The 26412-nt window shown below is 66.3% G+C and carries 26 protein-coding genes; 8 read left to right on the forward strand and 18 right to left on the reverse strand.

Annotation, left to right across the window (positions count from 1 at the left end):
• Positions 1–60: 60 nt before the first annotated feature.
• The 10 genes from rpoE to M3I54_RS06760 all read right to left on the reverse strand — a co-directional run bounded on the left by rpoE (position 61) and on the right by M3I54_RS06760 (position 8183).
• Entirely contained in the window at positions 61–660 is a 600-nt protein-coding gene (gene rpoE, locus M3I54_RS06715) for an RNA polymerase sigma factor RpoE (protein ID WP_254334056.1), read from the reverse strand.
• Between the two features lie 112 nt (positions 661–772).
• The gene (locus tag M3I54_RS06720; RefSeq protein WP_254334058.1) at positions 773–1270 is read right to left on the reverse strand and encodes a protein YgfX; all 498 of its coding nucleotides are present in this window, start codon (positions 1268–1270) and stop codon (positions 773–775) included.
• Positions 1267–2508: a beta-ketoacyl-ACP synthase II gene (gene fabF / locus M3I54_RS06725; protein ID WP_254334060.1), complete on the reverse strand. Its 1242-nt coding sequence runs from the start codon at positions 2506–2508 to the stop codon at positions 1267–1269. Before fabF ends, M3I54_RS06720 begins: the two co-directional genes overlap by 4 nt.
• A 192-nt stretch (positions 2509–2700) precedes the next feature.
• Positions 2701–2940, reverse strand: coding sequence for an acyl carrier protein (acpP, locus tag M3I54_RS06730; RefSeq protein ID WP_004197638.1), 240 nt, complete (start codon positions 2938–2940; stop codon positions 2701–2703).
• 167 nt (positions 2941–3107) lie between these two features.
• Positions 3108–3857: a 3-oxoacyl-ACP reductase FabG gene (gene fabG, locus M3I54_RS06735; protein ID WP_254316188.1), complete on the reverse strand. Its 750-nt coding sequence runs from the start codon at positions 3855–3857 to the stop codon at positions 3108–3110.
• 34 nt (positions 3858–3891) lie between these two features.
• Positions 3892–4830, reverse strand: coding sequence for an ACP S-malonyltransferase (gene fabD / locus M3I54_RS06740; protein WP_254334062.1), 939 nt, complete (start codon positions 4828–4830; stop codon positions 3892–3894).
• A 124-nt stretch (positions 4831–4954) separates the two neighbouring features.
• Positions 4955–5944 carry a beta-ketoacyl-ACP synthase III gene (locus tag M3I54_RS06745; protein WP_254334064.1) on the reverse strand — a complete coding sequence of 330 codons (990 nt, stop codon included), beginning with the start codon at positions 5942–5944 and terminating at the stop codon, positions 4955–4957.
• Positions 5944–7083 (reverse strand): phosphate acyltransferase PlsX, encoded by a 1140-nt coding sequence (gene plsX / locus M3I54_RS06750; protein ID WP_254334066.1) that lies wholly within the window; start codon positions 7081–7083, stop codon positions 5944–5946. The genes M3I54_RS06745 and plsX overlap by 1 nt, the downstream gene beginning before the upstream one ends.
• Before the next feature lie 144 nt (positions 7084–7227).
• Entirely contained in the window at positions 7228–7407 is a 180-nt protein-coding gene (gene rpmF, locus M3I54_RS06755; RefSeq protein ID WP_018441573.1) for a 50S ribosomal protein L32, read from the reverse strand.
• Between the two features lie 134 nt (positions 7408–7541).
• Positions 7542–8183, reverse strand: a complete 642-nt coding sequence (locus tag M3I54_RS06760) for a DUF177 domain-containing protein (protein WP_254334068.1) — start codon at positions 8181–8183, stop codon at positions 7542–7544.
• 424 nt (positions 8184–8607) lie between these two features.
• Between M3I54_RS06760 and M3I54_RS06765 the strand changes: the two genes are divergently transcribed.
• Together M3I54_RS06765 and M3I54_RS06770 are read left to right on the forward strand one after the other, a co-directional pair.
• Positions 8608–9246 carry a Maf-like protein gene (locus M3I54_RS06765; RefSeq protein WP_254334070.1) on the forward strand — a complete coding sequence of 213 codons (639 nt, stop codon included), beginning with the start codon at positions 8608–8610 and terminating at the stop codon, positions 9244–9246.
• A complete protein-coding gene (locus M3I54_RS06770; protein WP_254334073.1) occupies positions 9243–9965 on the forward strand; it encodes an SAM-dependent methyltransferase in 723 nt (240 codons plus the stop codon). Before M3I54_RS06765 ends, M3I54_RS06770 begins: the two co-directional genes overlap by 4 nt.
• Before the next feature lie 97 nt (positions 9966–10062).
• Here the strand turns inward: M3I54_RS06770 and M3I54_RS06775 are convergent, their stop codons facing one another.
• The 4 genes from M3I54_RS06775 to M3I54_RS06790 are packed head-to-tail and all read right to left on the reverse strand — an operon-like array spanning position 10063 to position 13271.
• The gene (locus M3I54_RS06775; RefSeq protein ID WP_254334075.1) at positions 10063–11067 is read right to left on the reverse strand and encodes a S49 family peptidase; all 1005 of its coding nucleotides are present in this window, start codon (positions 11065–11067) and stop codon (positions 10063–10065) included.
• Between the two features lie 42 nt (positions 11068–11109).
• A complete protein-coding gene (locus M3I54_RS06780) occupies positions 11110–11514 on the reverse strand; it encodes a Rieske 2Fe-2S domain-containing protein (RefSeq protein ID WP_254334077.1) in 405 nt (134 codons plus the stop codon).
• On the reverse strand, positions 11511–12170 hold the full coding sequence (locus tag M3I54_RS06785; protein WP_201698209.1) for an HAD-IA family hydrolase: 660 nt from the start codon (positions 12168–12170) through the stop codon (positions 11511–11513). Before M3I54_RS06785 ends, M3I54_RS06780 begins: the two co-directional genes overlap by 4 nt.
• Before the next feature lie 33 nt (positions 12171–12203).
• Entirely contained in the window at positions 12204–13271 is a 1068-nt protein-coding gene (locus M3I54_RS06790) for an RluA family pseudouridine synthase (RefSeq protein WP_254334079.1), read from the reverse strand.
• 894 nt (positions 13272–14165) lie between these two features.
• Here M3I54_RS06790 and M3I54_RS06795 point away from each other — a divergent pair.
• The 6 genes from M3I54_RS06795 (at position 14166) to M3I54_RS06820 (ending at position 21567) form a co-directional block, all read left to right on the forward strand.
• Positions 14166–17393: an Rne/Rng family ribonuclease gene (locus tag M3I54_RS06795; protein ID WP_254334081.1), complete on the forward strand. Its 3228-nt coding sequence runs from the start codon at positions 14166–14168 to the stop codon at positions 17391–17393.
• 160 nt (positions 17394–17553) lie between these two features.
• Positions 17554–18675 (forward strand): GTP 3',8-cyclase MoaA, encoded by a 1122-nt coding sequence (moaA, locus tag M3I54_RS06800; protein ID WP_254334082.1) that lies wholly within the window; start codon positions 17554–17556, stop codon positions 18673–18675.
• A gap of 7 nt (positions 18676–18682) precedes the next feature.
• Entirely contained in the window at positions 18683–19315 is a 633-nt protein-coding gene (gene mobA, locus M3I54_RS06805; protein ID WP_375542101.1) for a molybdenum cofactor guanylyltransferase MobA, read from the forward strand.
• Positions 19316–19422: 107 nt separating this feature from the next.
• A complete protein-coding gene (gene glp, locus M3I54_RS06810) occupies positions 19423–20727 on the forward strand; it encodes a gephyrin-like molybdotransferase Glp (RefSeq protein WP_254334084.1) in 1305 nt (434 codons plus the stop codon).
• A 67-nt stretch (positions 20728–20794) separates the two neighbouring features.
• Entirely contained in the window at positions 20795–21070 is a 276-nt protein-coding gene (locus M3I54_RS06815) for a hypothetical protein (RefSeq protein WP_028212919.1), read from the forward strand.
• Positions 21070–21567 (forward strand): GNAT family N-acetyltransferase, encoded by a 498-nt coding sequence (locus M3I54_RS06820; protein ID WP_254334086.1) that lies wholly within the window; start codon positions 21070–21072, stop codon positions 21565–21567. Before M3I54_RS06815 ends, M3I54_RS06820 begins: the two co-directional genes overlap by 1 nt.
• Before the next feature lie 79 nt (positions 21568–21646).
• On the opposite strand, the gene M3I54_RS06825 is transcribed toward M3I54_RS06820, so the two are convergent.
• From M3I54_RS06825 to M3I54_RS06840, 4 genes are all read right to left on the reverse strand, one after another.
• Positions 21647–23161, reverse strand: a complete 1515-nt coding sequence (locus M3I54_RS06825; protein WP_375542107.1) for a DNA recombination protein RmuC — start codon at positions 23159–23161, stop codon at positions 21647–21649.
• Between the two features lie 14 nt (positions 23162–23175).
• On the reverse strand, positions 23176–24165 hold the full coding sequence (locus M3I54_RS06830) for a D-glycerate dehydrogenase (RefSeq protein WP_254334089.1): 990 nt from the start codon (positions 24163–24165) through the stop codon (positions 23176–23178).
• Positions 24166–24270: 105 nt separating this feature from the next.
• Positions 24271–25707, reverse strand: a complete 1437-nt coding sequence (locus M3I54_RS06835) for a sodium:proton antiporter (RefSeq protein WP_254334090.1) — start codon at positions 25705–25707, stop codon at positions 24271–24273.
• Entirely contained in the window at positions 25697–26359 is a 663-nt protein-coding gene (locus M3I54_RS06840; protein WP_254334091.1) for a lactate utilization protein C, read from the reverse strand. Before M3I54_RS06840 ends, M3I54_RS06835 begins: the two co-directional genes overlap by 11 nt.
• Positions 26360–26412: the final 53 nt, after the last annotated feature.

Genomic DNA, 26412 nt, shown 5'->3' on the forward strand with positions numbered 1-26412 from the left:
GTGACACCAACTCATTCTGGTGAATCGCGTCGCCGCCCGGGGCGAAGCTGGTTCTTCTTCTTACCAGCGCTTGCCTTCCGGAGTGTCCAGCAGCGGACGCAATTTTGCCGCAATGGCTTCCCGAGCGCGGAAAATTCTCGATCTGACGGTGCCGATCGGGCACCCCATCATCTCGGCAATTTCCTCGTAGCTTAGGCCTTCTATTTCCCGAAGCGTAATGGCGGTGCGCAACTCTTCCGGTAAAACCGCCATCGCAGCATTGACCGTCTGTGCGATCTGCTTGCTCATCAACATCGACTCGGGCGTATTGATATCCCTTAGTTGATCGGCGTCCGAGAAAGTTTCCGCTTCTTCAGCATCCGCCTCGGTAGAAGTTGGAGCGCGTCTTCCCTGGGTCGCAAGGTAGTTCTTTGCCGTATTGACAGCAATTCGGTACAGCCACGTATAGAAAGCCGATTCGCCACGAAACTGCGGTAGTGCGCGGTAAGCCTTGATAAAGGCGTCCTGGGCCACGTCCTCGACCTCGGCGGGGTCCCGCACGAGGCGCGAGATCAGCCGGATGATCTTGCGGTGGTATTTCGAGACCAGGAGCTCGAACGCGGCCTTGTCGCCTTTTTGCACGCGCTCGACCAGAATCTGATCAATTTCTTTTTCGCTCACCTGAAAAATCCGTTAGCACATGAAGTAGACGTGGGGGCACCATTGTAGCGTCCTCGCCACGGTCTCACGTTACGCGAGTAACAGCGGTTACAAGCTTTACAGCGAAGGGGGCTCAGCGACCGGCCGCGCTGCGCGCGCGCACGGCGAGTGTGCGGAAGGTTTCCGGCGGAGCGGCGTCGGCGGCGACGAGAATCGTCGCGCGACGTGCACCCTGCTCCACGACGAGCGCGAGCAGCCATGCGCCCCATTGCGACGCACCGGCAAGCCGCCCGGCCGCGAGGCAGGCGCCATCGAGCGAATACGCCGCGAGAAAATCTGACCCGATTTCGAGGAAGGCCGGTTGCTTGCGACGCCACGCCGCAGCGGCAAGACCACCGGTCGCGAGGAACGCCAGCGCGATCGGCAAGGCTTGCCAGGCGCCGAACCAGGGTGCAAGCGCCGTGTAGACAGCGGCCGTGGCCACGCCCAAACCCGCGGCAACGAGCAGTTGCAGCGCGAGGGAAGGACGCAGGGAAAGAAGCAGCGCGCCCGCGCGCCGCGAGGGGAAAACAGGGGGAACGCGGCCGGCCGGAGAATTCGGCGCGGCCGCTGTCTCGTCGTGCGGGATCAAGCGTGACGCTTGAAGACGAGGGTGCCGTTGGTGCCGCCGAACCCGAACGAGTTCTTCAGCGCGACGTCGATCTTCATGTCCCGCGCGGTGTTCGCGCAGTAGTCCAGGTCGCATGCCGGATCCTGGTTGAAGATGTTGATCGTCGGCGGCGACACCTGGTTGTGCACGGCCAGCACCGTGAACACCGACTCGAGGCCGCCCGCGCCACCCAGCAGGTGGCCCGTCATCGACTTGGTCGAGTTCACGACGATGTCCTTCGCATGATCGCCGAAGGCGCGCTTGATCGCCGTGGTTTCCGCGAGGTCGCCGAGCGGCGTGGACGTGCCATGCGCGCTCAGCCAGTTGACTTCGGTGGCGTTGACGCCCGCGTTCTTCATCGCGGCGATCATGCAGCGGCGCGCACCGTCGCCGTCTTCCAGCGGAGCGGTCATGTGATACGCATCGCCGCTCATGCCGTAGCCGCCGATTTCCGCGTAGATCTTCGCGCCGCGCGCCTTCGCGTGTTCGTACTCTTCGAGCACCATTACGCCTGCGCCTTCGCCGAGCACGAAGCCGTCACGGTCCTTGTCCCACGGACGGCTGGCCGTCGCCGGATCGTCGTTGCGCTGCGACAGCGCGCGGGCCGCCGCGAAGCCGCCGATGCCGAGCGGCGACACGGTCGATTCCGCACCGCCCGCGATCATCACGTCGCAGTCGCCGTATTCGATCAGACGCGACGCTTCGCCGATACAGTGCAGGCCGGTCGTGCAAGCCGTGACCATCGCCAGATTCGGGCCCTTGAGGCCGTACTTGATCGACAGATGGCCCGAGATCATGTTGATGATCGAGGCAGGCACGAAGAACGGCGAGATGCGGCGCGGACCGCGGTTGAGGAGTTCGGTTTGCGTGACTTCGATCATCGGCAGACCGCCGATGCCCGAGCCGACGTTCACGCCGATCCGTTCCGCGTTCGCTTCGGTGACTTCGAGACCGCTGTCCTGGATCGCCTGCATGCCCGCCGCGATGCCGTAATGGATGAATGTATCCATGTGGCGCGCTTCTTTCGCCGGCATGTAGTCTTCGACGTTGAAGCCCTTCACTTCGCCGGCAAAACGGGTCGAGAAGTTCGTAGCGTCGAACTTCGTGATGTTGGCGATGCCGGACTTCCCGGCGACCAGATTGGCCCAGCCGTCGGCAACATTATTGCCAACAGGCGAAATCAGCCCCAGGCCTGTAACAACAACTCGACGACGGCTCACGGTAACCCCTTATCCATAGATGACAAAAACAAAAGCCACAGAGGCCACAGGAAATGCTCCTGTGAGCCCTGTGGCTAGTTGACCGGCAGATGCCCCGCAGCGAGTGCGGCAGGCGTATGCGGTTTCACGGGCGAGCGTCCTCGCAGGCCGCTAGCGCGTATGCGTTGCGCGGCCCTGGCGGGAATCTGGCGCTTAGGCCTTGACGTTCGCGCGAGCGTAGTCGATCGCTTGCTGAACCGTCGTGATCTTCTCGGCTTCCTCGTCCGGGATTTCCATGCCGAACTCGTCTTCGAGAGCCATGACCAGTTCGACGGTGTCGAGCGAGTCGGCGCCCAGATCGTTCACGAACGAAGCTTCGTTCTTGATTTCAGCTTCGGCGACGCCCAGTTGCTCGGCGACGATCTTCTTGACGCGCTGTTCGATGTTGTCCATTACCCCTCCAAGGGAAAAAAGTTAGCTCATGAATGCGAGTGCGCGCATTTTATCAGGTTTGACCTGGCTGAAAAGCGGCGCTCAAGGTTCCGGAAGTCTATCCGCGACGGCGCTTGCGCAATGTTTTGCATCAAGCGCATCAAGGCGCGGATAGTACCTGAATCCGGTTAAGACATATACATGCCGCCGTTCACGTGCAACGTCGTGCCCGTGATGTAGGCTGCCTGCGGCGACGCGAGGAACGCGACCGCATGCGCGATGTCGTCCGGGCTGCCGAGGCGGCCCAGCGGAATCTGCTGCTTGAGCGCGGCTTGCTGCTCCGCCGGCAGGTCCTTCGTCATGTCGGTGTCGATGAAACCGGGCGCGACGCAGTTCACGGTGATGCCGCGGCTGCCGATCTCGCGTGCGAGTGCGCGCGTCATACCCGCCACGCCGGCCTTGGCGGCGGCGTAGTTGGCCTGGCCCGGGTTGCCCGACGAGCCCACCACCGAGGTGATGTTGATGATGCGGCCCGTACGCGCCTTCATCATGGGGCGCAGCACGGCGCGCGAGAGGCGGAACACCGACTTCAGGTTGGTGTCGATGACCGAGTCCCACTCGTCGTCCTTCATGCGCATCGCCAGGTTGTCCTGCGTGATGCCCGCATTATTGACGAGGATCGCAAGACCGCCGAATTCCTTGACCGTTGCGTCGATGAGCGCTTCTGCCGCCGCGGCGTCGTTCACGTTGAGCACCGCGCCGCGGCCCTTCAGGCCCGCTTCTTCGAAGGCGGCCGAGATGGCCTGCGCGCCGGCTTCGCTCGTTGCCGTGCCGATCACCGTCGCGCCCTGGCGCGCCAGTTCCAGCGCGATCGCGCGGCCAATGCCGCGGGTGGCGCCGGTCACGATCGCGGCTTGATTGTCGAGAGTCTTTTCCATCGTTTGAATCCGTTAGCGGTGGTGGCGTATGCGCTTAGGCCTTCAGAAGCGCTAGCGCTTCGTCGAGCGACTTCGGATCGAGCACCGAGGCGCCGACCAGGTTGCCGTCGATACGCTTGGTGAGGCCCGCAAGCACCTTGCCCGGACCGCATTCGACCACGTGCGTCGCGCCTTGCGCCGCGATGGCCTGCACGCACTCGACCCAGCGCACGGCGCCCGCGGCCTGGCGCACGAGCGCGTCGCGGATCTTCGCGGGGTCGGTTTCGAAGGCCACGTCGACGTTGTTCACCACGGGAATTTGCGGCGCGTTCAGCGTGACGTTCGCGAGGTAGTCGCGCAGCTGATCCGAGGCGGGCTTGAGCAGCGACGAGTGGAACGGCGCCGAAACCGGCAGGGGCAGCGCGCGCTTGGCGCCCTTCGCCTTGGCGATTTCGCAGGCCTTCTCGACCGCGCCCTTGTGGCCCGCGATCACGACTTGCGCGGGCGCGTTGAAGTTCACGGCCTCGACCACGCCGCCGTTCGCGACAGCGGCTTCCGCGCAGACTGCGCGCACGGTGTCGTCGTCGAGACCGAGCACGGCGGCCATACCGCCCTCGCCGACCGGCACCGCGCTTTGCATCGCCTGCGCGCGAAAGCGCACGAGCGGCACGGCGTCGCGGAATGCGAGCACGCCGGCGGCGACGAGCGCCGTGTATTCGCCGAGGCTGTGGCCCGCGACGATGGCCGGCACCGAGCCGCCCGCCTGCTGCCACGCGCGATAAACGGCGTAGGCGGCGGTGAGCATGACCGGCTGGGTGTTGGTGGTGAGATTGAGCTCTTCGGCGGGGCCTTCGGCGATCAGCTTGCCGAGGTCCTGGCCCAGCGCGTCGGACGCTTCTTGCAGCATCTCGCGCACGACGGCGTTATCGGCAAAGGCGTCGAGCATGCCGACGGCCTGCGAGCCTTGTCCGGGAAAAACGAACGCGAATTTCATAACGTCCCCAAATTCGATCAATACGGCTGGGCAATGCGCTCGGATGAACCGCCGCCGGCTGCGCGCAACGTGAACGTCGTGCGCAGAAACCGGCTGTGGGAGCGCGAGAGCCCGCTCAGGATGCTTAGAAGCGGATGACGGAGGCGCCCCACGTGAAGCCGCCGCCCACGCCTTCGATCAGCACGTTCTGGCCGCGCTTGATGCGGCCGTCACGCACCGCGACGTCGAAGGCGAGCGGAATCGAGGCCGCCGAGGTGTTGCCATGCTCGCCCACCGTCACCACCATGCGCTCGGCGGGCAGGCCGAGCTTGCGGCAGGTGCCCTGCATGATGCGGATGTTGGCCTGGTGCGGAATCAGCCAGTCGACCTGGTCGGCTGTGAGCTGCGCCTTGTCGAGCGCCTCGATCGCGACCTTTTCGAGCACGTTCACGGCCAGCTTGAAGACGGCCTGGCCGTCCATGTGCAGGAACGCGTTGCCCGCGATCACGCCGCCATTGACGTTGCCCGGCGTGCACAGGATGTGCGCGTAGCTGCCGTCGGCGTGCAGCGCGCTCGAAAGCACGCCCGGTTCGCTCGACGCCTGCAGCAAGATCGCGCCTGCGCCGTCGCCGAACAGCACGCAGGTGGTGCGATCGCTGAAATCGAGAATACGCGAGAAGGTTTCCGCGCCGACCACGAGCGCCGTGCGATGCTGGCCGCTGCGGATCAGGCTGTCGGCCACCGAAACGGCGTACGCGAAGCCCGAGCACACGGCCTGCACGTCGAATGCCGCGCCGTGATTGCGAATGCCGAGCTTGTTCTGCAAGAGGCAGGCCGTGCTCGGAAAGACGAAATCGGGCGTGGAAGTGGCGACGATGATGAGGTCGATCGACTGCGGATCGACGTCGGCGGCCGCGATCGCGCGCTGCGACGCCGCAAGCGCGAGATCGCTCGTCGTGACGTCGGGCGCGGCGAAGTGGCGCGCGTGAATGCCCGTGCGGGCCACGATCCACTCGTCGCTCGTCTCGACGCCTTTCGCGGCGAGCCGTTCGGCCAGTTCCTGGTTGGTGACGCGATCAGGCGGAAGGTAGCTGCCCGTGCCGATCACGCGGGAATAGAGAGTCGATTGAGCCATTATGCCTTCGAGGATGATGCGGCGCCGGGCGGTACCTCGCCCGCTGCCTGGCTGGGCGCGCTAGTAGCCTGCCCTGCCTGCGCGGCTTGCACGTTCTGGGCGCCACCGGGCTCGTCCGCCGCCTGTTCGAGCGAACCGGCGTTTTCTTCCATGGCGTGCGCGAGGCGCTCCAGCACGCCATTTTTGACGGCATCATACCCGCGATTGATCGCACACTCAAACGCGTAGGCATCGGCCGAGCCGTGGCTTTTGATGACGAGGCTCTTCAAGCCGAGCAGCGCCGCGCCGTTGTACTGGCGATGGTCCACACGCTTCTTGAAGCGCATGAGCACGGGCAGTGCGGCAATCGCCATGAGCTTGGTGAGCCACGAGCGGCCGAACTCTTCCTTGATCATGTCGTTGAGCATCTGCGCGAGGCCCTCCGACGTCTTGAGCGCGACATTCCCAACGAAACCGTCACAGACGATGACGTCGACGGTGCCCTTGTAAATGTCGTTGCCTTCGACGTTGCCGCGGAAGTTCAGCGTGCTCGCACGCAGGAGCTCGCCCGCGCGCTTGATGGTCTCGTTGCCCTTGATGACTTCTTCGCCGATATTCAGGAGCCCGATGGTTGGGCGATCCTTGCCCTCTAGCGCCGCGACGAGCGCGTGACCCATCTCCGCGAACTGCAGCAGGTGCTGAGGTTCGCAGTCGACGTTCGCGCCGAGGTCGAGCATCGTCGTATAGCCGCGCGGGTTCGGCAGCGCGAAGGCGATAGCCGGGCGTTCGATGCCAGGCAACGTCTTGAGCACATAGCGCGAAACGGCCATCAGCGCGCCGGTGTTGCCGGCCGAGATGCAGGCTTGCGCCTCACCCTCTTTCACGCGATTGAGCGCGACGCGCATCGACGAGTCTTTTTTCTTGCGCAGGGCGACTTCGACCGGATCGTCCATTTCGACGACCTCGGTGGCGGGCACGACGGTAAGCGCGGGATGGTCCGCCGCCCTCAGTTTCTTCAGCTGGGCGCGAACCGTCGACTCGACGCCCACCAGCATGAGATGCGCGTCGGGGTGCGAGCGGACGAAATGGACTGCGGCAGGCACCGTCACAGACGGGCCGTGGTCGCCTCCCATGCAATCTATCGTGAGCGTAACAGTCATGGAATGCGACGGATTTCAGGCATAAAAAAGCGGCAGTTGAATGCCGCCTTTTTGCCGAGCCGAAATATGGTCAAGCGAACGGAATCGTCAGATGCGGCGCTGGGTCATCGACACTGCGAGACACTGCGCCGCACGCTGGAACGATTAGTCGTTCTTGGTCTTGACGACTTTCTTGCCGCGGTAGTAGCCGTTCGGGCTGATGTGGTGACGCAGATGCACTTCACCCGTGCTCGGCTCGACGGCCAGCGGCGCGCCCGTGAGGAAATCGTGCGAGCGGTGCATACCGCGCTTCGACGGCGACTTCTTGTTTTGTTGAACTGCCATGATAACTCCTGAAAATTTTCCGAATTCTAACACAGCCCGATCCGGCCGCCGCCACCCTTGGGGGATGGCCGGACTCCGGGCTCAGGCCCACGCGTCTGGTACTGCCTGCCCCACGCAGCCGCCTAAGGCTTACCTTAATGCTTGCTGCCAGGACCGTCCTTCTTGAGCGATTCGAGCGCCGCAAACGGGTTGACGCGCTCTTCTGGCTCGATTTCCTGCTCCGGCACGTCGTCCACGGAATCCACGCCCTCCGCGCCATCGGGACCCGAGGCGAGGCTTTCGTGAATTTCCGGACAGACTTCGTGCTTCGGCACCAGCGGAAGCGCGAGCAACAACTCCTCTTCGATCAAGTCGACGAGATCGAAATGGCGCGAGCCCACGATCACTTCGACTTCATCGTCGTCGAGCGGAAACTCGTCCGCCTCTTCTTCCGTCTGGACGATACGGAAGGTCGCATCCGCATTGAATGCCTGCTCGTAGGGAGCAAGGCACCGCTGGCACGCGAGCCACGCGCCACCGTGAACAGCAAGCCGCAGGTATGGCTGCGGCCCTTCGGTGGCGTTGTCCTGCAATTCCTGCTGGGTGAAGCCCGCAGCCTGCCAGGTGAACGCGGTGTCGCGATCTGGCGCCTCAGCCGGGACTTCGTTTAACATGCGCGGCAGTTGCGAGACGCGCACGACGCCTGCTGCCTCGCGCTCGCTGCGTGCGAATTCGAAGATATCGAAGTCGCGCGGATTCAATTCAGCGCCAGCAGGCTTACCAGAATGTTCGGTCATGTGCGCTCCCCTGCTTCAAGGCTTGTGCGACCGGCGAGCGATGCGCGAAGCCGACAGCGGCTCGCAGCAATCCAGCTTGTGCCGGCCCGCACTAGCCTGCATTGGTCATCGGAAAGCTGCTGCCGGCAAGGTCTTTCAAGCCGTGGCGCCGCAAAATTCAGGCGCCCGCACAAGACGTGCGACGAGAGCGTACCGATGAAAAGCCCAAAATCATATCGCCTTTATCTTTGCGAGTCAAACACTTAAGCTCGCATACGCAAGTGTCTGTGCGGGCGCGGTTTTCGGAAGCCTCTGACGACGTTTTGCGGGAAATCCGCCCCCGTTTTCGAGGCGAAATCAACCCGAAGATCGCCAAACCACAGCCGCCTTTTCCCCAGTCACATTCGCAGTCACATTCGCAGCCGTTTTCATACTCCGATCGAACATGCAGGATTCTCCCTCGCAGGCCCCGCGCACGGGCCGCCCCGCTCTCGTCCTCGCCTCCAGCTCGCGCTACCGGCGCGAACTGCTCGAACGTCTGCGCATTCCCTTCGACACGGCCACGCCCGCCGTCGACGAAACGCCGCACCTCGGCGAAGCGCCCGAAGCGACGGCGCTGCGCCTGGCTGCTGCGAAGGCCCGCGCCGTGGCCGCCACCCTGCCCGCCGGCGCCGCGCGCACGCTCGTGATCGGCTCCGACCAGGTCGCCACTTTCGACGGCCGCCAGATCGGCAAGCCCGGCACGCACGAACGCGCGCTCGAGCAGCTGCAGGCCATGCGCGGCCGCGAAGTGTTGTTCCATAGTGCCCTGAGCGTGCTCGACACCGCTACTGGCCAAGCGGATTCCGTCGATGTCGTCACGAAGGTGCGCTTTCGCGACCTGCCCGATGCCGCGCTCGACGCCTATCTGCGCGCCGAAACGCCTTACGACTGCGCGGGCAGCGCGAAATCGGAGGGGCTTGGCATCGCGCTGCTCGAAGCGATCGAATCGGACGACCCCACCGCCCTGATCGGCCTGCCGCTCATCGCGCTCACGCGCATGCTGCTTGCCGCGGGCTATCCCTTGCTGGAGACGCAAGCATGAGCCTGGGCACCCTCTATCTGATCCCCAACACGCTAGGCGAAGGCGACGACGCCGCGCTCAACGCCGTGCTGCCCACGCCCGTGCGCGAACGCGCTGGCGCGCTCGCAAGCTACATAGGCGAAAACGCGAAGACCACGCGCGCCTTCCTCAAGCGCGTGGGCACGACGCGTCCGATCCAGGAAATCGAGATCCGCGAACTCAATGTCAACACGCCCGCGGGCGAGGTCGACAAGCTGCTCGCGCCGCTGCTCGCCGGCACCGACACGGGGCTCGTTTCCGAGGCGGGCGTGCCCGCCGTCGCCGATCCGGGCGCGCTGCTCGTGCGGCGTGCGCACGAACGCGGTATCAAGGTCGTGCCGCTCGTGGGCCCGAGTTCGATTCTGCTCGCGCTGATGGCGTCGGGCCTGAACGGCCAGAGCTTCGCGTTTCATGGCTACCTGCCCGTCGACGCGAACGAGCGCGTGAAAAAGCTGCGCGATCTGGAGCAAATCTCACGCAAGAGCAAGCAGACGCAGATCTTCATCGAGACGCCTTATCGCAACCGGACGCTGCTCGACGCGCTGCTCGCGACTTGCGCGCCCTCCACGCTCGTGTGCGTCGCCGCCGATCTCACGCTGCCTACCGAGACGATCGTGAGCCGCGCCGTGTCCGACTGGAAGAAGAAGCCCGCGCCCGAATTGCACAAGCGCCCGGCGATTTTCCTGCTGCTCGCGCACTGAACGCTTCGGCGCGCAAAAACGAGTCGGCCGCTGCGCAACCATCGCGCAGCGGCCGATTTTTCTTGAAGACGACCGGCAGCTAAAGCGCCGCCGGCGCTCAGTGCACCGACAGCTTGCCGCCCATCAGCAGCGAATGCATGGCCGCCGAGCCGATGTTCGCGCCCACGCGCTTCGCCACGCGATCGGTGATGCTCTGCTTGACCGTGTAATCAACGACGTCCGGCGCCTTGATGACCTCGCGCGCCACGTAATCGGTGTCGCCGTAGCCGTCCGCGAGACCGAGCTCCACGCTCTTCTGCCCGGTCCAGAACAGGCCCGAGAAGATATCCGGCGAGTCCTTCAGGCGCTTGCCGCGGCCAGCCTTCACGACGTCGATGAACTGCTGGTGGATCTGGTCGAGCATCTCCTGGGCGTGCGCGTCCATTTTCGGCGTGTCGGGAGAGAAGGGATCGAAGAAGCCCTTGTTTTCGCCGGAGGTGCGCAGGCGCCGCTGGACGCCGAGCTTGTCCATGAGCCCGGTGAAGCCGAATCCGTCCATCAGAACGCCGATCGAGCCCACGATGCTCGCCTTGTTGACGTAGATCTTGTCGGCGGCGGCCGCGACGTAATACCCGCCCGACGCGCACATGTCGCCCACCACCACGTACAGCGGGATGGCCGGGTACTTCGTGCGCAGACGGTGGATCTCGTCGTTGATGATGCCCGCCTGCACCGGACTGCCGCCGGGGCTGTCGATATGCAGGATCACGCCCGCGGTGCCGTCGTCGTCGAAGGCGCTGTCCAGCGCGCTGATGATGTCGTCGGCGTTCGCCGGGGTGTCGGAGCCGATTTCGCCGTCGAGTGAAACGAGCGCCGTGTGGCGCCCTTCACTCTCCACGCGCGCGCCCGAAAGATCGAGGATCGCCCAAGCGATCACCACGAACACGGCGAGAAACGCGAAGCGAAAGAAGATGCGCCAGCGCCGCGCCGCGCGCTGCTCGGTGATTGCCGCGAGCGCGATGCGTTCGAGCGCCTCGCGCTCCCAGCCAGGCGCGGGCGCGCCGCGCTCTGACGAAGCCGCGCGGGGTGCTTCGTTCGAATCAGGGGTCGGATTGTCGGACATGCGAGCGGGTAACGGGTCGAAAGGGGTCGAGAAAGTGAGAGTTCAGGTTGGGGTCGGACGCAAAGCGTCGTCCGGCAGCCAGAATACCGCACGCCCCTCGGGCGTGTCGCGTTCCTCGACTTGCACGGGACGCAAACGCCCCCCGCGGCATGGGCCGCCCACGCACTTGCCCGTGTCGGGCTGGTAGATCGCGCCGTGCGTGGCGCACATCAGATAGAGCCCCGACGACTCGAAGAACTGGCCCTCGACCCAGTCGAGTTCCATCGGCACGTGCGCGCAGCGGTTCAGGTAGCCGTACACCGCTCCGCCGTAGCGCACGAAGAACACCACGGCGTCGCCGCCCGCGTAGGTCGCGTTCATGCGCCGCCCTTCGCCGCCCTCGGCGAGTTCTTCGGCCGCGCATACGCGCACCGGCTCGGGCGTCGCTGTCCCGGGCGCCGCGCTCATGCGTTCTCCCGCAGCCAGCCCGCGAGCGCGGCCACGTCCTGCGCGACGAAGCGCGGCTCGAGCTTTTCGAGGGCGCCGGATGCATGCGCGCCATACGCCACGCCAATGGCCGCCGCGCCCGCGTTGATCGCCATCTGCAGATCGTGCGTCGTGTCGCCGATCATCACCGTGCGGCCCAGATCCTGCCCCAGTTCGCGCGTGAGTTCCTGAAGCATGGCCGGATGCGGCTTCGAGAAGGTTTCGTCGGCGCACCGGGTGCCGTCGAAGAGGCTCGTGAGCCGCGAATCCGCCAACGCGCGGTTCAGCCCCACGCGGCTCTTGCCCGTCGCCACGGCGAGCAGGTAGCCGGTGTCGCGCAGTTCCGTGAGCATCTCGCGCACGCCTGCGAACAGTTCGGTCTGCTGGTCCTTCAGTAAATAATGGATGCGATAGCGCTCGACGAGCCGCGGGTAGTCGGCCGGATCGAGCGTGGGCGCGGCAATCTGCAGCGCCTCGCGCAAGCCGAGGCCGATCACATAGCTCGCCGCCTCGTCGCCGGGAACGGGCAGGCCGAGATCGCGGCACGCCGCCTGGATGCTGCGCGTGATATGGGCGGTCGAATCCATCAGGGTGCCGTCCCAGTCGAACACAATCAGGTCAAATAACTCTCGAGCCATGCAGGACTTCTCCAAACGCTGTCAGATTCGGTGTCATTCGGGACGCGCCGCGCCAGGCCGGGCCGCGTCAGGTCGAGTTGCCGCCGTGGCATCTGCGCCAGCGCCACCGTCGCGCTGCGCGCGCAGCGCGTCGACGAAGCTGCGGCAATCCGCAGGCAACGGCGCCTCGAACTGCAACGTGGCGCCCGTAATCGGGTGAGCGAGCTTCAACCGGTGCGCATGCAGAAACATGCGCTTGATGCCCGGCCGCGCGCCAGTGCGCGCGAGTTCCTTGTTGAGCGCGAAGTCGCCGTACTTGGCGTCGCCGACGATCGGCAGGCCGAGGTGAGCGAGGTGCACGCGGATCTGGTGCGTGCGGCCCGTCTTCAGCTCGGCTTCGAGAAGCGCGTAGCCCGGCCAGCGATCGACGAGATTGAACACCGTGTGCGACGGCATGCCGTCCGCCTGCACGCGCACGCGACGCTCGCCTTCCGGGGTCAGATACTTATGAAGCGGCTCCTTCACGGCGCGCCGACGACCCCAATCGCTCGCCCATTCGCCGTGGACGCAGGCGAAATAGCGCTTGTCGGTCTGGTTATCGCGCATCTGCGCATGCAGGCCCACGAGCGCGGCGCGCTTCTTGGCGAGCATCAGCACGCCCGAAGTTTCGCGGTCGAGCCGATGGACCAGCTCGAGAAACTTGCCCTCCGGGCGTGCCTCGCGCAACTGCTCGATCACGCCGAACGCCACGCCGCTGCCGCCGTGCACGGCCACGCCGGCGGGCTTGTCGATGACGAGCAGCGCGTCATCCTCGTAGATGATGGGAAACTGGGCCGCCGGCACGGGCGCAGCGCCGGCCGGCGCGCTCGATTGCGACGTGCGGATGGGCGGCACGCGCACGATGTCGCCTTCTGCGAGCCTATACTGCGCATCGATACGACCCTTATTTACACGCACTTCCCCGCTACGCAAAATGCGATAGATGTGGCTTTTCGGCACGCCCTTACAGACGCGCAGGAGAAAATTGTCGATGCGCTGACCGGCCGCGCCCTCGTCGATTTCGACGAACGAAACCTGGTCGCTTGCGACCTGATTCTGGGATGTTTTGCCTAACCCTTTCATTCTGAATATAATTTGCCTAGCGCCGACGCAACGGTAGGCCGAATGGCCCAGGCCAAACGGCCAAATGTTCTGCGAACCACCCAATGGACACCCCAAGGGGGTTATCCTGGACTTGGACCACGCGGCGAGCGCAGGCTGCAAGCGATAAACGGTTATTTTACTTGCGCCCGGGGCTGGTTGCTCACCCCGTTTGATGAGAAGCAACGAGTTGCACGCACGGATCACCACTCCGGCAGGGACGGCGCCCACAGGCACGTTCGGTCAGGGGCGGCTCCGACGGTAACGGAACATTGGTATAAAGAATTTATCCGGCGCGTCCCGCCGCGTGGTCGAAGTGACCGCCGCAGGAGGCGCTGGTGGCGAAAATACGGCGAGCGCCCGAAGCGTCCTGGCAATGTGCGGGACACGGCGACGTCAAAAGTGGCGAGACACCCCGAGGGGGAAGACGGGCGTTCCTGAAAGCTTCCCGTGCGCGGCCCTGATTGAATTTCGAGGCCGCGAACCTGATCCAGTCGCAAGCGCGCGCGGTTCGCCGCTGCGGCAAGCGTCTGTCACGGCCAGTGCGATGGGCACAACCGATGGGCACAACCATCGGCACGATCATGGCCACGGCAGGCAGGTGGATTGGAAGCGCATGAAAACGTTGCCGTCGCGAACCCGCGACATGTCTCTTTGCTTCTTGAAAACGTATTTCGCATGTGCCCACGAGGCCCCGTCCACGGCAACGCAACGCCGGACCGGCGCCCAGAAAAGGCAATTCTCCCCGCCATCGTTCCCGCTCCAGCGTGCTTGTGACAACACAATAAGGCGCGGCTCGCCGCTGCCCGCACCGTGCTGCCTGGCGTCGTCGCCGCGCACCGTGCGGCTCGCGCGCGAACGCACTGGAGTCGTTCAATGAAACGAATGCTGTTCAACGCGACACAGCAGGAAGAACTGCGTGTCGCCATCGTCGATGGACAGAAGCTCATCGACATCGACATCGAAACCGCCGGGCGCGAACAGCGCAAAGGCAACATCTACAAGGGGATCGTCACCCGTATCGAGCCTTCGCTCGAAGCGTGCTTCGTCAACTACGGCGAAGACCGCCACGGCTTCCTGCCGTTCAAGGAAGTCGCCCGCCAGTACTTCCGTGAAGGCATCGACATGCGCGGCGCGCGCATTCAGGACGCCCTCAAGGAAGGCCAGGAACTGATCGTCCAGGTCGAGAAAGAAGAGCGTGGCAACAAGGGCGCTGCCCTCACCACGTTCATCTCGCTCGCCGGCCGCTACCTCGTCCTCATGCCGAACAACCCGCGCGGCGGCGGCGTATCGCGCCGTATCGAGGGCGACGACCGTCAGGAACTGCGCGAAACCATGGCGCAGCTGCAACTGCCGGACGGCATGAGCATCATCGCGCGCACGGCCGGCATCGGCCGCTCCGCCGAAGAGCTCCAGTGGGATCTGAACTACCTGCTGCAACTGTGGCGCGCCATCGAAGCCGCGTCGCAGGCGGGCCAGTCCGGTCAGCCCATGCTGATCTACCTGGAATCGAGCCTCGTCATTCGCGCGATCCGCGACTACTTCCAGCCCGACATCGGCGAAATCCTCATCGACACCACCGAGATCTATGACCAGGCGCGCGCCTTCATGGATATCGTGATGCCGGACAATGTCAATAAGGTGAAGCGGTATCACGACGACGTGCCGCTTTTCTCACGTTTCCAGATCGAGCACCAGATCGAGACGGCGTATTCGCGCACAGTACCGCTGCCCTCGGGCGGCGCGATCGTGATCGACCACACCGAAGCACTGGTTGCCATCGACGTGAACTCGGCGCGCGCCACCAAAGGCGCCGACATCGAGGAAACCGCCGCGCGCACCAACCTCGAAGCCGCCGACGAAGTGGCGCGCCAGCTGCGCTTGCGCGACCTGGGCGGTCTGATCGTGATCGACTTCATCGACATGGAGTCGGCCAAGAGCCAGCGCGAAGTCGAGCAACGCCTGAAAGACGCGCTGCGCCACGACCGCGCGCGCGTGCAGATGGGCAAGATCTCGCGCTTCGGCTTGATGGAACTGTCGCGTCAGCGTCTGCGCCCCGCCCTCTCGGAAGGCAGCCACGTGACCTGCCCGCGCTGTAACGGCACGGGTCATATCCGCGATACGGAATCGTCGGCGCTTCAGGTCCTGCGCATCATCCAGGAAGAGGCGATGAAGGAGCACACCGCGGCAATTCATTGCCAGGTGCCGGTCGAAGTGACGGCCTTCCTGCTCAACGAAAAGCGTTCGGAAATCAACAAGATCGAGTCGCGGTTCAAGGTCGGCGTCGTGCTGATCCCGAACAAACATCTCGAAACGCCGCACTACAAGCTCGAGCGCCTGCGTCACGACGATGCGCGCCTCGACGACCCGCGCGCCTCGTGGAAGATGGCCGAGGAAGCGGCTCGCGAACTCGAGTCGGAAACCGGCTACAGCAAGCGCACCGCCGAAGCCAAGCCCAAGCAGGAAGCCGCGGTGAAGGGCATCACGCCGGAACGTCCGGCGCCGAGCGCGCCGGTCAAGACGGCCGAAACCGCGCCCGCCGCGGCGCAGGTAGCCATCACGCCCGCGGGCGGCGGCTTCTTTGGCTGGGTCAAGCGCCTCTTTGGCGGCGCGCCGGCTGCGGCGCCCACGCCGGCACCGGTCGCTCAGCCCGAAAAGACCGGCCGTCCGACCCGCGAAGCGCGTACCGAGCGCGGTGAGAAGAGCGGCGGTGATCGCAGCCGCAATCGCCGTTCCGGCGGCCGCGACGCGGCAGGTCGCGGCGAAAGCGCAGGCAGCGCACGTACCGGCGAGCCGGCTGGTCGCCGTGAGGAGCGCGAGCCGCGCGAACCGCGTGAAGCACGCGAAGGCCGTGGCGCCCGCGAGCCGCGCGAGCCGCGTGAACAACGCGAACCGCGCGAGCAACGTGAACCGCGTGAAACCCGTGAAGCACGCGCCGAGCGCGAGCAGCGCATCGAACGCGTCGAGCGCGGCCAGGAACGTAGCGATGTAACGGCGGAAGCCGGCGCCGCACGCGGCGAGCGCCGCGAGCGTGGTGAACGCGGCGAGCGCGGCGAACGCAATGAGTCGCGTCGCCGTCAGCAAGCCGAGGCCGCCGAAGCCCAGGAAGCGCGTCTTGACGCCGCATCGGCAGACGCCGAAGGCGTCGAAGCGCCGCAGTCGGAAGAACTGCCCGAAGGCGTGAGCGCGGGTGCCGACGAAGAAGGCGCACCGCGTGAAGGCGAAGAACGCCGCCGCCGCCGCCGCGGCCGCCGTGGTGGTCGCCGCGAGCGTGAGACGGATGCAGCAGACCTTTCGCTGGGTGCGGACGCACCGGAAGGCGAAGAGGAAGGCGCACCCGCTCAACCGGCGATCGAGCAGCCTGCCGTCCCCGCGCAAGTGCATGAAGCACCGGTCGTGGAAGCGCGCACCGAGGCTGTTGTCGAGGCTGTCGTGACCGCACCGCCGGCCGCGGCCGTCGTCGCCGAAGCCGGGCACATGCCCGCCGCGGTGACAACGACGCCGGTCGAAACCGTCGCGCCCGCTGCAGAGCAAGCTCCGGCTCCGGCCGAGCCGGTTCCGGCACCCGCCGAAACCGCACCGGTGAGCGTTGAAACCGCGCACGTGGTCGAGCCGAAGGCCGAGGAACCCGTGGCCCCCGCCGCACCTGTCGCTCCAGTGGCCCCTGCCGCAACCGACGAACCGGTCGCGCCGGCAGCCCCGGTCGAGCCGGTCCAGGCCGAAACGCAGCCTGTCGTGCGGGAAGACCGTGTCGAAGCGCCGCAGACCGAAGAGCCGGTGGCAGCGCCCGTCGCTCACCCGGAGCCGGCGCAAGAAGCTGTAGCAGCCGCTCCGGCGGTCGTCGCGATCACCGAGCCGGCCGCACAGCGTCCGGTCCCGGTGGCAACCGCGGCACCCTCGGCTCCGGCCGCCGCAGACACGCTGCGTCCGATGCTGGAATCGGCGGGTCTCGTCTGGGTCAATACCGACGCCGACAAGCTGCGCACCGCGCAGCAGGCCGCCGCGCAGCTGGTGAAGCCCGCGCGCGCGCCGCGTGAGCGCAAACCGCTGCCGCCGGTCGACAGCACGCCGATGCAGCAGGTCGAAACCACGCACCAGCCGTAAGCGCTGCAAGCGCAACTGGCCGCGCGCCGGGCCTCGAGTCCGGCGCGCCCCGCAAAGCCCGCCCCTCCCGGCGGGCTTTTTTGATATATCAGCGTTCTCCCTTGTCTGTAGGCAGTGGCTGGTTCGGCTAAAATTGAACCACCGCGAGAACGAAGAGATCATGACACGACGCATCATCCCTGTTGCCGACGTTCGATCGCTGCCGCCCGAACTGCCCAGGCCGGCCGCGGGAACCGTGCGCGCCCCGTCTGGCGCGGTCTTCGACGCGCTCGCCAGACCCCTGCGCGACCTTCGCATCTCGGTCACGGACCGCTGCAATTTCCGCTGCGTGTACTGCATGCCGCGTGCAGTGTTCGACAAGGACTACCCGTTTTTGCCCCATTCCGCGCTGCTTTCGCTCGAAGAAATCGAGCGGCTCGCGCGGCTTTTCGTCGCGCATGGCGTCACCAAGATCCGCCTCACGGGTGGTGAGCCGCTGCTGCGCAAAAACATCGAATTCCTGATCGAGCGCCTCGCTGCGCTGCGCACGCCCGAAGGCGAGCCGCTCGACATCACGCTCACCACCAACGGCTCGCTGCTTGCCCGCAAGGCGCGCGCCCTGCGCGACGCGGGCCTCACACGGGTGACGGTGAGCCTCGACGCCCTCGACGACGCCCTCTTTCGCCGCATGAACGACGCCGACTTCGCGGTGGCCGACGTGCTCGACGGCATTGCCGCGGCACAAGCCGCCGGTCTCGGGCCGATCAAGGTCAACATGGTCGTCAAGCGCGGCACGAACGACGGCGAGATCGTGCCGCTTGCACAGCATTTCCGCGGCACGGACGTGACGCTGCGCTTCATCGAGTACATGGACGTCGGCACCTCGAACGGCTGGAACATGGCCGAAGTGCTGCCGTCGGCGGAGGTCGTCGCGCGCATTTCCGAGCACTGGCCGCTCGTATCGCTCGAGCCCCACAATGCCGCCGAAACGGCGCAACGTTGGGGCTACGCGGACGGCGCAGGCGAGATCGGCGCGATCTCCAGCGTGACACGCGCGTTCTGCGGCGACTGCACGCGCGCGCGCCTTTCGACCGAAGGCAAGCTGTACCTGTGCCTGTTCGCCTCGATGGGTTACGACCTACGCGCGCTGTTGCGCAATGGCGCCACAGACGCGGCGATCTCAGGTGCCATCGCGCAGGTGTGGGAAGGCCGCGCCGACCGCTACTCGCAGCTGCGAGGCAGCGCGCAGGCGCCGGCGGCCTCCGACGAGCGCCGCATCGAAATGTCCTATATCGGCGGCTGAGCAACCCATGACGCCGATGAGCGCCAACGCCATTTCCACCGAATCGATTACGGGCCTCGTACTCGCGGGGGGCCGCGGCCAGCGCATGGGCGGCGCGGACAAGGGCTTGCAGATGCTGCACGGCAAACCGCTTGCAGCGCACGTGCTCGCGCGCCTCGCGCCGCAGGTGGGCGCCCTCTCGATCAGCGCGAACCGCAACGGCGACGCTTATGCGGCACTCGGCGCGCCATGGCGAGCGAGCGTGCTCGCCGATACCCTGCCCGATTTCCCCGGCCCGCTCGCGGGGCTCCTCGCCGGACTGCGCGCGGCGCAAACCGAATGGCTCCTCACGGCGCCCTGCGACTCGCCCTGGCTGCCAGCCGATCTCGCCGTGCGCCTGGGCCATGCCGCGTTGGCGCGGCCCGCCGACATCGTGACTGCGACCACGGCGAATGCCGACGGCGAGGTCTCGCTGCATCCTGTATTCGCACTCGTACGCACTTCGCTCGCCGACGACCTCGCCGCCTACCTCGCCGCCGGCGAGCGCAAGGTGCGTGCGTGGTACGCGCGCCACACGGTCGCCGAAGTCGCCTTTGCCGATGAACGTGCGTTTTACAATATCAATTCCTTACAGGAACTGGCCGAACTCGAACGCGCCTGAATTGCAATTGGGCGGCGCCCGGCCAGCCGCCGTCCCCGGCACACGGCCGGCACGCCCGCCTGGACGATCGCCGCACACGCCGTGCGGATGCGACGCTTCCTCACTCGATGACCACGCTTAACCATCCCTCCGGCAACGCCGGGTGCATCAGCCAGTACGATCCGCAAGCTTTGCCCGTCAGCGCCGCGCAGGCCATCGTGCTGCAGTGGGCGACGCCTCTTGCGGCGAGTGAACGCGTGCCGCTGCGTGACGCGCTTGCGCGTGTGCTGGCCGAAGACGTGATTTCGCCCATCGACGTCCCCGCGCACGACAACGCGGCGATGGACGGCTACGCGTTCGACGGCGCGGCGCTGGCCGACGCCTCCGGCAGCCTCTCGCTCGCCGTGTGCGGCAAGGCCTTCGCCGGTCACGCCTACCCGGGCGACGTTGCCGCGGGTGCGTGCGTGCGCATCATGACCGGCGCGCCGATGCCCGCGGGCTGCGACACCGTCGTGCCGCAAGAGCATGTGTCTGCGCAGGGCGAAGTCATCGCTTTCGAAGCGAGCGCCGTCAAGCGCGGCGCGAACGCCCGCCGCAAGGGTGAGGATCTCGCGCGCGGCGGCGTGGCGCTCGCGTCCGGCCGCGTGCTGCGCGCATCCGACATTGGCTTGCTGGCCTCGCTCGGCCTCGTCGAGGCGACCGTAAAGCAGCGCCTGCGCGTGGCCTACTTCTCGACCGGCGACGAATTGCGCTCGCCGGGCGAGCCGCTCGAGGCGGGCTGCATCTACGACAGCAACCGCTACGCGCTCGGCGCAATGCTCCAGCGCCTGAACGTCGAGGCGATCGACTTGGGCGTTGTGCGCGACGACCCCGCGGCGCTGGCCGCCACGCTGAAACTCGCTGCCGAAACCGCCAATGTCGTGCTAACCTCCGGCGGCGTCTCGGTCGGCGAAGCCGATTTCACGCGCACCCAGTTGCAAACGCTCGGCGACGTCTCGTTCTGGGGCCTCGCCATGCGCCCCGGCCGCCCGCTTGCGTTCGGCCGCATCTGGTCGGGCGGACACCCAGGCGCCGGCCGCGCGGCCCTCCTGTTCGGGCTGCCCGGCAACCCGGTCGCGACGATGGTCTCGTTCTACCAGATCGTACGCCCCGCGCTCATGGCGATGGCGGGCGCGCAAGCGCAGCCCCTACCGCTGGTGCCTGCACTGAGCGATCAGCCGATCAAAAAGCGTGCGGGCCGCACCGAATTCCAGCGCGGCCTCGCGCGCCGCGACGCCAGCGGGCAGTGGCGCGTCGCGCCGACCGGCTCGCAAAGCTCGGGCGCACTCAGCACGATGAGCGAGGCGAACTGCTTCATCGTGCTCGCCCATGAAGCCGGCGATCTCGATGCCGGCGACGCCGTCGACATCATGCTGTTCGATGGACTCGTCTAGCGCGGCGGCGCCTCAGAGGCCATCAAACGTAACCACACGTCCACACCTGCATAACGGACCGACTACTATGAAAAAACAGATCTCGTTCATCGCTGCGGGTCAGACCGCCAAGGCGCTCATCCTCGTGTACCTGACCTTCAGCGTGCCTATCGTGCTGCTCGGCGTGCTCGTGGCGTTTGTGCGCTATGGCTCGGTCGAACTCTCGACCATCTTCAGCGCGCTGCTGCTCAATGCGATCGTCGGCTTCATCCTGCTGTGGATCGCCTGCCATGCATACAACTGGGTGGCCTCGCGCTTCGGCGGCATCGAGATCCATCTGTCCGACGTGCCCGAGGAAGCGTGATGTCCGCGACGATCCGCCCCGCCACGGCCGCCGACGTCGGCGCGATGCACGCGCTGATGTATGAACTCGCCGAGTTCGAGAAGCTCACGCATCTGTTCACGGGCACGGCCGATGGCCTCGCCGACGCCCTGTTCGGCGCGCGCCCCGCCGCCGAAGCGCTGGTGGCGGAAGACGCCGGCCGCATCGTCGGCTACGCGCTCTTCTTCCACAACTACTCGACGTTCCTGAGCCGCCGCGGTCTTTATCTCGAAGACCTCTACGTGCAGCCGTCGCAGCGCGGCACCGGCCTCGGCACGGCGATGCTGCGCGCGCTCGCGGCGATTGCCGTCGAGCGCGGCTGCGCCCGCTTCGAGTGGACCGTGCTCGACTGGAACGCGCCGGCCATCGGCTTCTATGAAAAGCTCGGCGCGACCGTCCTGCCCGACTGGCGTGTCGTGCGCATGACCGGCGATGCGCTCGACAAGCTCGCCGCGCCTCGCGAAACGATGATCGGGTAAGCAAACGCACCGCACACGCTCGAATGCAAACGGGCCGCCTGGATCAGGCGGCCCGTTTGCTTTTGGCGCGCAGGTTGGGTCACTCGTCGCCGAATCCTGCTTCGCTTCCTGCTTCGCCCTCCCCGTTGCGCAGCGCGTCGCCGAGGAGATTCGCGGCGGCCTCACCCGGCAGCGCCTCGACGTCGCGCAGCTTGCGGTTCATCGCTCGCGTGCGCACCTCCGCCGCCTCGATGGAACGCGTGACCGTTTCGAGCTGCGACTTCGTGCGCGCGAGCACGTCGCCGAACTTGCCGAACTCCGTCTTCACCGCACCCAGCACCTGCCACACCTCACTCGAGCGGCGCTCGATCGCGAGCGTGCGGAAGCCCATCTGCAGGCTGTTGAGGAGCGCCGTGAGCGTGGTCGGACCCGCCACGCTCACGCGGTAGTCGCGCTGCAGGACATCGGTCAAGCCCGGGCGGCGCAAGATTTCGGCGTAAAGTCCTTCGGTCGGCAGGAACAGCAGCGCGAAATCGGTCGTGTGCGGCGGCGCGACGTACTTCTCGGCGATGGTGCGCGCCTCCGCGCGGATGCGCACTTCGAGCGCGCGCCCGGCCTCCTCTATCGCGAGCACGTCCGCGCGCTCCTGCGCATCGATGAGACGCTCGTAGTCTTCGCGCGGGAATTTGGCGTCAATCGGCAGCCAGACCGGCTCGCCTTGTTCCGCACCGCCCACGCCACGTCCAGGCAGGCGAATCGCGAATTCCACGCGCTCCGTGCTCCTGGGCACCGTCGCGACGTTCTTCGCGTACTGGTCGGCCGTGAGCATCTGTTCGAGCAGCGCTTCGAGCTGTACTTCGCCCCAGGTGCCGCGCGTTTTCACATTGGTGAGCACCTTCTTCAGGTCGCCCACGCCCGCGGCCAGCGTCTGCATCTCGCCAAGCCCGCGATGCACTTGCTCCAGCCGATCGGAAACGAGCTTGAACGATTCGCCGAGGCGCTGTTCGAGCGTGGCGTGCAGCTTCTCGTCGACAGTGCGGCGCATTTCCTCGAGCTTCGCCGCGTTGTTCGCTTCGATGTCTTTCAGGCGCTGTTCGAGCGTCGCGCGCACTTCGGCGAAGCGCCGGTCGTTGGCTTCGGTGAGTTGCCCGAACTGCTGCGTGAGCACCGAGCCGAAGTGACGCAGCGCGGCGCCCTGCTCGTCGCGCGCCTGCTGGGCCTGCTGGTGCAGGCTCTGGCGCACGGCGTCGAGCTGCTGCGTATTGGCCGCCGTGAGTTTGGCGAGCTGCTGGGCGAAACCGTCGATCTGGCTGTTCTGCACGGTCGCGATGCTGCCGAGCTGCGCCGCAAGCGCCTGCTGTACCTGCGCGAAGCCGCCTCCGAACTCGCTGCGCGAGCTCTGCGCCGTGCGCGCGATCTCGTTACGCAGCTCGCGCTCGACGCGTTCGGCCGCGCGCGCCTGCGTGTCGGTCGAGGCGGCGAGGCGGTCGCTCAGTTGATCGAGCGCGTCGAGCGTGGCCTCGGCTTCGCCGTCGCCATGGCCTTGGCGCGCGCGCAGCAACGCCACGAGCGTCGCGACCAACGCGATCGCCAGCGCAACGATCGCCAGCGACATGACTGCGAGCGGACTCATGTACGCGCTTGCCCCAGCACAGCGGGGTTGATCGGATTGGGCGGCTGCCCGGCGCGCGGACCCTCGCCGAGCGCAGCGATGAGATTGTCGGCGGCGAGGTTCGCCATGGCGCGGCGCGTGGCTTCGCTCGCACTCGCGATGTGCGGCGTGAGCACGACGTTCTCCACTTCGAGCAGCGCCGGATGCACGCGCGGCTCGCCCTCGAACACGTCGAGGCCCGCCGCCGCGATCTGGCGCGTGCGCAGCGCGTGCGCAAGCGCCGCGTCGTCGACGATGCCGCCGCGCGCGATGTTGGTGAGCGTGGCCGTGGGCTTCATCAGCGCGAGTTCGGCTGCGCCGATCGCGTGATGGTTCTCCGCCGTATACGGCAGCACGAGCACGACGTGGTCGGCCTGCTCGAGCAGGGCTTCCTTCGACAGATATTTGGCGTTCAGCTCGCGCTCGATCTCAGGCGCGACGCGCGAACGGTTGTGATACACCACGCGCATATTGAAGCCGAGTGCACGGCGCGCGAGCGCCTGGCCGATACGGCCCATGCCGATCACGCCGAGCGTAGCGCCATAAATGTCCGAGCCGAGAAACGCGTCGAACGACCACTTGTCCCACTTGCCCGCGCGCAGGAAGTGCTCCGATTCCGTCACGCGGCGCGCGGCTGCCATCATCAGTGCCCAGCCGAAGTCGGCCGTGGTTTCGTTGAGCACGTCGGGCGTGTTGGTGCCGAGCACATTGGCCGCGTTGAAGGCGGCCATGTCGAAGTTGTTGTAGCCCACGGCCATGTTCGACACCACGCGCAAGCGCGGCGCGGCGGCGAGCGTTGCGGCGCCGATCGGGTCGCCCGCGGTGAGCGCGCCGTCCTTGTCGGCGAGACGCTGGTGCAGCGCCTCGGGCGAAAGCGCCTCGTCGTTGTTCCAGTCCACGTCGAAATACTGCTTCAACCGATCGATCACGTCGGGAAAGATCGGGCGCGCCACGAGAATCTTTTGCATCGTTGCTCTCCACACGTCAGTCGTTATCCGTCATTGTTGCGCGTGACGGGGCGCTCAGGGAAGTCTCGCGCGCCTTTCGCAAACCGGCTCGCAAGCGGCTTGCGGCTAGACGAAAAAGAGCCAGGTGGCCGCGAGAAAGACCGGCGCGAGCAGCACGCCCGACCAGCCAAGATAGCCGAAGAAGCCCGGCATGCGCACGCCGCGCGACTGCGCGATCGCCTTCACCATGAAGTTCGGCGCGTTGCCGATATAGGTGAGCGCGCCCATCCACACCGCGCCCGCCGAGATCGCGGCGAGCGTTTTCGCGCCGCCGGACATGAGCGCGTTGGCGTCGCCGCCCGCCAGATTGAAGAACACGAGGTACGTGGGCGCGTTGTCGAGAAACGACGACAGGAGGCCCGTCGCCCAGAAGTACATCGCCTCGTTGGGGCGGCCCGGTGCGTCGTTCACGAAACGGATCAGCGCGGCGAACGCGCCCGCCTCGCCCGCGCGCAGCATCGCGATGACCGGGGTGATCGTCACGAAAATGCCCGCGAAGAGCTTGGCCACCTCGACGATCGGCGCCCACTCGAAATCGTTATCGGCGCGCGCCGCTTTCGACGTGAATGCGAGCGAAATGAGTGCGAGCGCAACGAGTCCTCCATCGCGCACGAGGTTCTGCAACTGCAGGTGCGCGCCCGCGACCTCGAAAACGATACCCGGACGCCACACGCCGCTCATCAGCACGAGCGCGATGAGCAGAGCGAGCAGCACGAAATTCGCCTTGCCGCCAATGGAGAGCGCGACTGTGTCCGGCGTCGGGTCGAGCGAAGCGGCGCACACTTCCCCGGCACGGCTGAAGTACCAACTATCGAACGCGTAGAACACCGCGAGCAGCACGCCACAAACGAAGAGCATCGGCAGCGCGAGATGCTGCGCAGTCCAGAAGAATCTCACGCCGTTGAGAAAACCGAGGAAAAGCGGCGGATCTCCGAGCGGCGTGAGCAGACCGCCCGCGTTCGCGACGAGAAAGATGAAGAACACGACCACGTGTACGTTGTGCCGGCGGTTGTCGTTCGCGCGCAGGAGCGGCCGGATCAGCAGCATCGCCGCGCCCGTCGTGCCCATCACGCTCGCGAGCACGGTGCCTAGCGCGAGGATCGCCGTGTTCATGCGCGGCGATCCGCGCAGATTCCCGTACACACAAATGCCGCCCGCGATCGTATAGAGCGCGCCGAGCAACGCGATGAAGGGGAGATATTCGTCGACGACTGCGTGCACGAAGAGCGGATACGTCACGCCAAAACCATGCGTGGCCGCAAACGGCACCAGGAACGCGAGCGCCCAGGCCGCCGAAATCTTGCCGAAGTGGTGATGCCAGAACGTGGCCGCGAACATTGGGAAGAACGCGATCGAAAGCAGCATGCCGGCGAACGGCAGCGCCCAGGCGGCGCTGAGCGATGCTGCGTCGAAGGCCGCCGCGTGTGCGTTCGTGCTGAAGAGCGTCAGTGCGGCGAAGAGCGTCCCCGCGCAAGCGCTCGCCGTGTTGCGCCTACGCGCCATGCACGACGATCACATGCACGCGATACGGCCCGTGTGCGCCAAGAATGATGGTCTGCTCGATGTCGCCGGTGCGCGAAGGCCCCGAAACGAAGTTGACCGCGCGCGGCAGCTCTCCACGTTCGGCGCGCATGAGCGCGAAGGCATCCTCGTGGCCCGCGACGATGCGCGAAGCGGGCACGACGGCGATGTGCGTTTCGGGCAGCAGCGCGCCTGAGGCCCACGTCTGGGGGCTGGAGAGCAGGACCAGTGTGCCGGTTTCGGCCGTGGCGCAAAAGCAGCCCGTGAGGCCGACGAGATCGCGATCTTCGGGCTTGCGGAATTGAACGGCGAGACCCGCGCCGGCCCAGTCGAACGTTTCGAGCGTTTGCCACGCGACGGCCTGCATCGGCAAGCTGCGCTCGGCGAGATAACGCTGCGCGGCGGCGGGTACGTCGGCAATCTGCTGGACTTCGTCGACGGTGCTCGACATCTTGCGCGCCTCGCCAACGAAGCGCGCGACGAGATCGCCTTCCAGCGGCGGGCGCGGACCCTCGGGATGACGCGCGAGGTAGTCGGCCACGGCTTGCCGCTCGTGCGCCGCGGGCGTGGCCTCGCGTCCCTGCGCCGCGCGAATGCGCGCGAGTATGCTGCGGCGGGCGGCCGTCGTGTCCATGAACGTCCTCGTCAGATGAAGAAAGGCGACGCGCCGATTATACCGGGGCGTCG

The sequence above is a fragment of the Paraburkholderia sp. CNPSo 3274 genome, from assembly GCF_024206475.1.
GTDB lineage: Bacteria > Pseudomonadota > Gammaproteobacteria > Burkholderiales > Burkholderiaceae > Paraburkholderia.